Origin of the sequence: Segeticoccus rhizosphaerae, assembly GCF_009192725.1 — a bacterium.
In the GTDB taxonomy this organism is placed as follows: domain Bacteria; phylum Actinomycetota; class Actinomycetes; order Actinomycetales; family Dermatophilaceae; genus Segeticoccus; species Segeticoccus rhizosphaerae.
This window is the reverse complement of the sequence record NZ_VOHR01000219.1, coordinates 1-6,459: the sequence shown is the minus strand read 5'-3', so window position 1 is coordinate 6,459 and position 6,459 is coordinate 1. Positions and strand designations below refer to the sequence as shown.

At 72.6% G+C, this 6,459-nt stretch carries 8 protein-coding genes; 2 read left to right on the top strand and 6 right to left on the bottom strand.

What is annotated here, in order from left to right:
* On the bottom strand, window positions 1-845 hold an 845-nt coding region (locus tag FRW57_RS15375), incomplete at its 3' end, for a lysophospholipid acyltransferase family protein (RefSeq protein ID WP_152186403.1).
* A gap of 124 nt (window positions 846-969) precedes the next feature.
* Between FRW57_RS15375 and FRW57_RS15370 the strand changes: the two genes are divergently transcribed.
* Both FRW57_RS15370 and FRW57_RS15365 read left to right on the top strand, forming a co-directional pair.
* Window positions 970-1,713 carry an alpha/beta hydrolase gene (locus FRW57_RS15370; RefSeq protein WP_152186404.1) on the top strand — a complete coding sequence of 248 codons (744 nt, stop codon included), beginning with the start codon at window positions 970-972 and terminating at the stop codon, window positions 1,711-1,713.
* A gap of 4 nt (window positions 1,714-1,717) precedes the next feature.
* Window positions 1,718-2,341, top strand: coding sequence for a hypothetical protein (locus FRW57_RS15365; RefSeq protein WP_137121038.1), 624 nt, complete (start codon window positions 1,718-1,720; stop codon window positions 2,339-2,341).
* Window positions 2,342-2,398: 57 nt separating this feature from the next.
* Here FRW57_RS15365 and FRW57_RS15360 read toward each other — a convergent pair whose 3' ends face one another.
* The 5 genes from FRW57_RS15360 to FRW57_RS15340 all read right to left on the bottom strand — a co-directional run.
* Complete coding sequence (locus FRW57_RS15360) at window positions 2,399-3,103, bottom strand: endonuclease/exonuclease/phosphatase family protein (RefSeq protein ID WP_137121037.1); 705 nt, start codon at window positions 3,101-3,103, stop codon at window positions 2,399-2,401.
* 1 nt (window position 3,104) lies between these two features.
* Entirely contained in the window at window positions 3,105-4,079 is a 975-nt protein-coding gene (locus FRW57_RS15355; protein ID WP_137121036.1) for an ROK family glucokinase, read from the bottom strand.
* An 80-nt stretch (window positions 4,080-4,159) separates the two neighbouring features.
* A complete protein-coding gene (locus tag FRW57_RS15350; RefSeq protein ID WP_152186402.1) occupies window positions 4,160-5,116 on the bottom strand; it encodes an ROK family glucokinase in 957 nt (318 codons plus the stop codon).
* On the bottom strand, window positions 5,113-5,685 hold the full coding sequence (locus tag FRW57_RS15345; RefSeq protein ID WP_152186401.1) for a hypothetical protein: 573 nt from the start codon (window positions 5,683-5,685) through the stop codon (window positions 5,113-5,115). The genes FRW57_RS15350 and FRW57_RS15345 overlap by 4 nt, the downstream gene beginning before the upstream one ends.
* Window positions 5,675-6,459 (bottom strand): ArsA family ATPase (locus FRW57_RS15340; protein ID WP_162529375.1); only part of this gene is annotated, 785 nt, incomplete at its 5' end. The genes FRW57_RS15345 and FRW57_RS15340, both read right to left, overlap by 11 nt.

Sequence of the window (6,459 nt, the reverse complement as noted above, 5' to 3'; positions counted from 1 at the left end):
CCGCCCTCGTCCGGCGCCTCGGGCTCCGCCGGCTGCGCGCGCTCTGGCTCACGCTCGAGGGTGCTGGAGTCCTCGAGCGTCGCGCCGTCGCCCTTGACGCCCTTCTCGAGCCGGTCGGCGGCGTCCTGCTGCAGCTCGCGGGCGCGTGCGGCGGTGGCACGGGCGGCGGCGACGAGGCGGTCCTTCATGGAGGCTGCGTAGACGTCGACGTACTCCTGACGCGACAGCAGCATCAGCTCGTACATCACCTCGTCGGTGATGGAGCGCAGCACGAAGCGGTCGTCCTCGAGGCCCTCGTAGCGGGAGAAGTCCATCGGCTTGCCGATCCGCACCCCGATCCGCATGATCTTCGGCACGAGCTTGCCGGTGGGCTGGGCCTTGTCCGTGCCGATCATCGCCACGGGTACGACGGGTACACGCGCCTCCAGTGCCATGCGGGCCACGCCGGTCTTGCCACGGTAGAGCCGACCGTCGGGTGACCTCGTGCCCTCGGGATAGATGCCGAGGAACTCACCGCGCCGCAGCACCTTCAGGCCACTGCGCAGGGCGGCCTCGCCGGCCCTGCCGCCGGAGCGGTCGACCGGCACCTGGCCCACACCGCGGAAGAAGGCCGCGGTCAGGCGGCCCCGCGGTCCGCGGCCGGTGAAGTAGTCCGACTTGGCCAGGAAGGTCATCCGGCGCGGCAGCACGAGCGGCAGGAAGATGGAGTCCGAGAAGGACAGGTGGTTGCTCGCGAAGATCGCCGCTCCCTGCTCCGGGACGTTCTCCTCACCCTCCACCCAGGGCCGGAAGAGCAAGCGCAGGACGGGACCGAGCACGATCCTCTTCAGCACCCAGTAGAACAATCGGTCCTCCTCGTTAGACCCGCCGACTCTACGGCACTGTCCGGGCCCGAGATCCACGTGCGAAGATCTGTCCGAGGACCCGCCGCGCGGAGCCCTCGACCGGAAGGAGCATCCCTTGGCGATCATGGCTGGTGCCGAGCCGTTCAGCCACGACGGCTCGGACATCGGGGTGCTCGTGTGCCACGGTTTCACCGGCACTCCGCAGGGCGTGCGACCCGTGGCCGAGCACCTCGCGGACGCCGGCTACACCGTGCGGCTGCCCCGGCTGCCCGGTCACGGCACGACCTGGCGCGAGATGAACCGCACCACCTGGCAGGACTGGTACGCCAGCGTCAACGCGAGCTTCCTCGAGCTGCGCGAGCGTTGCGCCAAGGTCGTCGTCACCGGGCTGTCGATGGGCGGGTGCCTGGCCACCCGGCTCGCCCAGCAGCACGGGCCGCGGGTGAGCGGCCTGGTGCTGATGAACCCGGCCTTCAAGGTCGAGGACTTCCGGCTGCGGGCCCTGCCGGTCCTGCAGCACCTGCTCACGTCGCTGCCGGGCATCGCCGGGGACATCAAGAAGACCGGTGGACCGACCGAGCTGGCCTACGACCGGATCCCCCTGCGGGCACTGCACTCCCAGACCCAGATGTGGTCGACCGTGGTCCGGGACCTACCCGAGGTGACCCAGCCGGTCCTGCTGCTGCGCTCGGCGGTCGACCACGTCGTCCCGGCCTCCAGCTCCGCGTTGTTCCTCTCTCGGATCTCCAGCACCGACGTCACCGAGATCGTGCTCGCTGACTCCTACCACGTGATGACCCTCGACAACGACGCACCGCGGGTCCTCGCGGAAACCAGCGCCTTCGTCGAGCGGGTGACCCGGGGCTGACACCATGAGCAACGACGGCTGGGACGGCGACATCGACGCCCGGTTCGACGACATCATCGCGCACTGGGACGAGCCCGGCCCCGACCCCGAGGCCACCGGGGAGAAGCACCACGACAAGGCCGTGAACCCTCCGCCGCAGATTCGGTTCGGGCCCGGAGCCGGTCGTCCCGGCACCGAGGCCGACGGCAGCGGCCCCGGTGGACAGACAGGCGATGTCGCCGGTTCGGGCGCCGAGACGCCTCGAACACCGGGGCAACCGGACGGACGCGACACACCCGGCTCCGAGGGGACGAAGGGACGGGAGAGCTCCCCCGGGTCGTCGGACGCGGCAGCAGCCGGGCCACCCGGCCAGGGCTGGCGCAGCCACGCTGCCCCCGAGGAGGAGGAGCACTTCGTGCCGCCGCCGCCCGCGCCGTTGCCGGCCGGCGACCTGCAGTTCTGGGGCATCCTCGTCGGCCTGGTCGGGGGACCCGGGCTGCTGCTCTACCTGATCATGTTCGATCGGGACGCCGGCAGCCTGTGGATCGCTCTCGCGATCGCCCTGAGCCTCGGCGGCTTCGGCCTGCTGGTCGCGCGTCTGCCCAATCGCCGTGACGATGATGACGACGACGACGGGGCGCGCGTCTGAGGGACGGTTGCCCCGCGGGCACGTCGGAGCAGGTCTGCGGCCGGGCCTGCCGGCCGCTCACACCGCCGGGGCCGCCGTCGCGGACAGGTCCAAGTCGGTCCAGACAGGCAGGTGGTCGGTCGCCGCCACCAGGTCATCGGGGTCGAGCTGCACCGGCGCGGTCGACCCCGCGCCGGCCACGGCCAGCCCCCGCTCGGCGAAGATGGCGTCGATCCGCGTGCGCGGCCCACGGCTGGGAAACGTCGGTCCCTCCGGTGAGACGAGCCGCAACCGCGATGCGAGCGTGCGCCAGGCCCGGCCGGTGGACTCCTCGTTCAGGTCTCCGGCGAGCACGAGTGGCACGTCGTGGGGCACCCGATCGAGCACCTGGGCGATGTGCACCTTCCGCTCCCGGGCGCGCAGGCTGAGGTGGACGCTGACCACGCAGACGATGCCGTGGTCCGGCAGCCGCACCCGCTGCCACGCGAAGCCGCGCTGCTGGTCGAAGTAGCCCACCGGCAGCCCCTCGTGCCCGACCGCCAGCGTCTCGACGCGCAGACTCGTCATGACCGTGGTGCCGCCGCTGCCGCGACTGCCGCCCGGCCAGTAGAGGCCGCAGGCCGCGGCGAAGTCCGCCACCCGGTGCCCGAAGAGGAACCGCCGTGGGATCTCTTGCAGGCACAGCACATCCGGCGCCAGCGCGCGGACCACCCGCACCGCGGCAGCGACGTCGTCCCCGAGGCCGCGGACGTTGTATGACGCCACGCGCAGCCCCCCGTGCACGTCAGGACCTCCGGTCGTTGCGGGCCAGGTCGGCGGCACCGATCAGCCCGGCGTCGTTGCCGAGCCTGGCTGCCACGATCCGGGCCGGCGGGCGGTATCCACGGCCGGTGAGCTGCCGCTCGAACGCCTCTCGGGCCGGACCCAGCAGCAGGTCGCCCGCGGCGCTCACTCCGCCGCCGACGACGAAGGTCCCCGGGTCGAAAGCCGCCGCGATGTTGGCCATGCCGATGCCGAGCCAGCGGCCGACGTCGGCCAACAGCTCGCGTGCCGTGGGGTCACCGAGCTTGGCGGCCTCGGTGATCAGCGGGCCGGTGAGCCCGTCGATCGTGCCGCCGGCCGTCGCGAGCAGGTCGACGGCCACCGGTGACGCTGCGAGCACCAGCGAGCGGGCCTCGCGCACGAGGGCGTTGCCGCTGGCGTACTGCTCCCAGCACCCACGGTTGCCGCACTCGCAGCGCAGCCCCTCCGGCACGACCTGCATGTGCCCGAACTCCCCCGCGATGCCGAAGCGGCCCCGCTCGATCGCCCCGTCGATGAGCAGGCCACCGCCGATGCCGGTGCCCAACGTGACCATGACCAGGTGGGTCTCGTCCTGGCTGTCGCCGAACCGCCATTCGGCCCAGGCGGCGGTGTTGGCGTCGTTGTCCACGAAGATCGGCAGGTCGATCCGGTGGCTCAGGGACTCCTGCAGCGGTTCGTCGCGCCAGGACAGGTGTGGCGCGAACACGACGGTCGCCCGGTCGGCGGCGACGAACCCGGCAGCGCCGATGCCGACGGCCACGACCTCGCCGGGCTCGGTCGTGGCCAGCAGCTCCGACACGGCGTCGACGATGGTCTCCTCGACGACGGACGGCGAGGTCGAGCGGTGGGGAGTGTCGCGCCGCGTCGAGCGCAGGATCCGGCCGGTCTCGTCGACCAGGCCGGCAGCCACCTTGGTGCCACCGATGTCGACGCCGATGGCCAGCCCGCTCCCCATCTCCTCGGTCGCCGCTCCTCGGCACTCGTGCTGGCTGCCCCGCTCGTGCCTCGCTCGTTTCCTCACGCTCTCGTCGCCGCTCAAGGGCTCTGTCCCTCCGCCGCGATCGCCGCCGCGCCGATGATGCCGGCGTCGTTGCCCAGGGAGGCCGTCGTGAACTCCGCCTCGGGTCGGTGACCACGGCCGGTCAGCTGACGGCGGAAGGCCCTGCGTGCGGAGTCGAGCAGCAGGTCGCCGGCCTCGCCCACGCCGCCGCCGACGACGATGAGCTCCGGGTCGAGGATCGCCGCGATGGAGGCGGCTCCCTCACCGACCCACCGGCCCAGGTCCGTCAGCAGCTCCACCGAGGCCGCGTCGCCGTCCTGGGCCGCCTCGGTGACGTCACTGCCCTTGAGCCGGTCCGGGTCACCGCCGCACCGGTCGCGCAGGATCCCGCCGTGCGGCGAGCCCGAGCGGACCAGCTCGCGGGCCTCGCGCACCAGGGCCCTGCCGCTCGCATACATCTCCCAGCACCCGCGGTTGCCGCAGCCGCAGAGGATCCCGTCGGGGACCACGCGCATGTGGCCCATTTCCGCGGCCACACCCCAGGCGCCGCGTAGCAGCACGCCGTCGTTGACCACGCCTCCCCCGACGCCGGTGCCGATGGTGAGCAGGACCATGTCGTCGGTGTCGCGGGCCGCGCCGAACCGGAACTCCCCCCACGCGGCCGCATTGGCGTCGTTCTCGATGATCACCGGCAGGTCGAGCACCGACTCCAGCCGGCGCTTGAGCGGTTCGTCCCGCCAGGCGAGGTTGGGCGCGAACAGGACGGTGGCGCCTGACTTGTCCACAAAACCGGCGCAGGCGACTCCGACGCCGACGACCTCCGAGTCACCCTTCACCAGTTCCCGCACCACGTCGGCCGCGGCGCCCGCGATGGCATCAGGGTCCTGGGCGGGGGTCTCCCGACGAGCCTGTCGCACGAGGTTGCCCTCGACGTCGACGAGACCCCCGGCGATCTTGGTGCCGCCGATGTCCAAGCCGATGGTCGTGGTCATGCCCGCGCTCCCTCGTCGATCGTCTGGTCGTCCGGTCCGTCGTCGGCTCCGTCATCATCGGTCACCGGGATGCCCTGCGTCGTGGGCGCGCTCCGACCCGTGGCCGCGCCGTCCCGAGGAAATGTGCTGCCGGCCCGACGCGTGTCCGCCACCGCTCGCAGGCTGTCGGCCACCGCGGTGGCGAAGTCGGCGAGACGGTCCACGGTCTCCGGACGGACCGCCCGCAGCAGCATCAGGCCCTGGCACAGCGGACAGATCCGGCAGGTGGACGGATCCTGGCGGCCCTCGGATCCGGCGTTGCCCGCCCCGGGCGCGGTTGCGCCGGTCCGGGCAGCCCCACACTCGGGACAGACTCGGCCACCGCCACCTTGGTCCTCGTCGTGGCCGCCACCGGCTGGGGCCGCGTCACTGGGGGCTTGGTGGGTCGCGCTCCCGGTCGCGGCGTCGGAGGCGGCGTGGGAGGCCTGTTCGGTGGCCTCCTCGGAGGCCCAGGACGCGAAGGCGTCCACGAGACGTGCCGCCTCCTGCGCGACGCTGCCCACCGAGCGGGTCTGCTCGTCAGCTGCCACGGGGCCAGACCTCCTCGTCCGGCACGAAGCGGATGCGCAGCCGGCCGTCGCGCACCTTCGCCCCGGTGGCCACGCACCGCCGCAACGCGCTGGGCAGTGACAACACCCGCCGGTGACCGTCGACCGAGATGAGCAGCTCCCCCTGGCGCCGTCCCAGGTCCACCCGCTCCGCGGTCACCAAGGGCAGCGGCAGGGTCAGGATGAACCCGCCCTGCGACGGGCGCACCGTCATACCCTCCACGTCCGGCACCTGCAGCAGGTCAATGCCGGGCCCGTGGGCGGCGGACAGCCGAGCCAGCGCCTCGACACCGACCGGTTCGGCCTCGAGGTAGGCACTGGTCAGCACGGGGATGGGATCGAAGGACTCGTGCACCCGGGCCAGGCCTTCGCGCTGAGCGCGGTGCCAGCCCGAACGCCACGGATCCCCCGGCACCGCGTCGTCCGCGGGGTCCGGGAAGAGCCGGTTGACGACGACCTGGTCGACGGCGAGCCCGTGCAGCCGCAGCGACGTCAGCATCCGGCGGGCCTCGGCGATCACGACCTTCTCGGGGGTGAGGACGAGCCGCACGGACGTGGTCGGCGAGGTGAGCAGCTCCTGCACGTCCCGCAACCGCACCTGCCAGTCGCGCACGAGATCGACGAGCTGGTGGTCGGGCAACGGCACACCGGCAGCCGCAGCTGCGGCCGGCCGCAGCGCCCGCCAAAAGCCGCGACTCGCCGGCGCCAGCCGTTCGAGGTGCCAGGCGAGCGCCTCCGGCAGGGAGAGCAGTCGCA

Excerpts from the sequence above, each read along its gene's own strand:
- FRW57_RS15370 (WP_152186404.1), top strand. The coding sequence starts at position 970 with ATGGCTGGTGCCGAGCCGTTCAGCCACGACGGCTCGGACATCGGGGTG.
- FRW57_RS15365 (WP_137121038.1), top strand. The coding sequence starts at position 1,718 with ATGAGCAACGACGGCTGGGACGGCGACATCGACGCCCGGTTCGACGAC.
- FRW57_RS15355 (WP_137121036.1), bottom strand. The coding sequence starts at position 4,079 with ATGGGGAGCGGGCTGGCCATCGGCGTCGACATCGGTGGCACCAAGGTG.
- FRW57_RS15350 (WP_152186402.1), bottom strand. The coding sequence starts at position 5,116 with ATGACCACGACCATCGGCTTGGACATCGGCGGCACCAAGATCGCCGGG.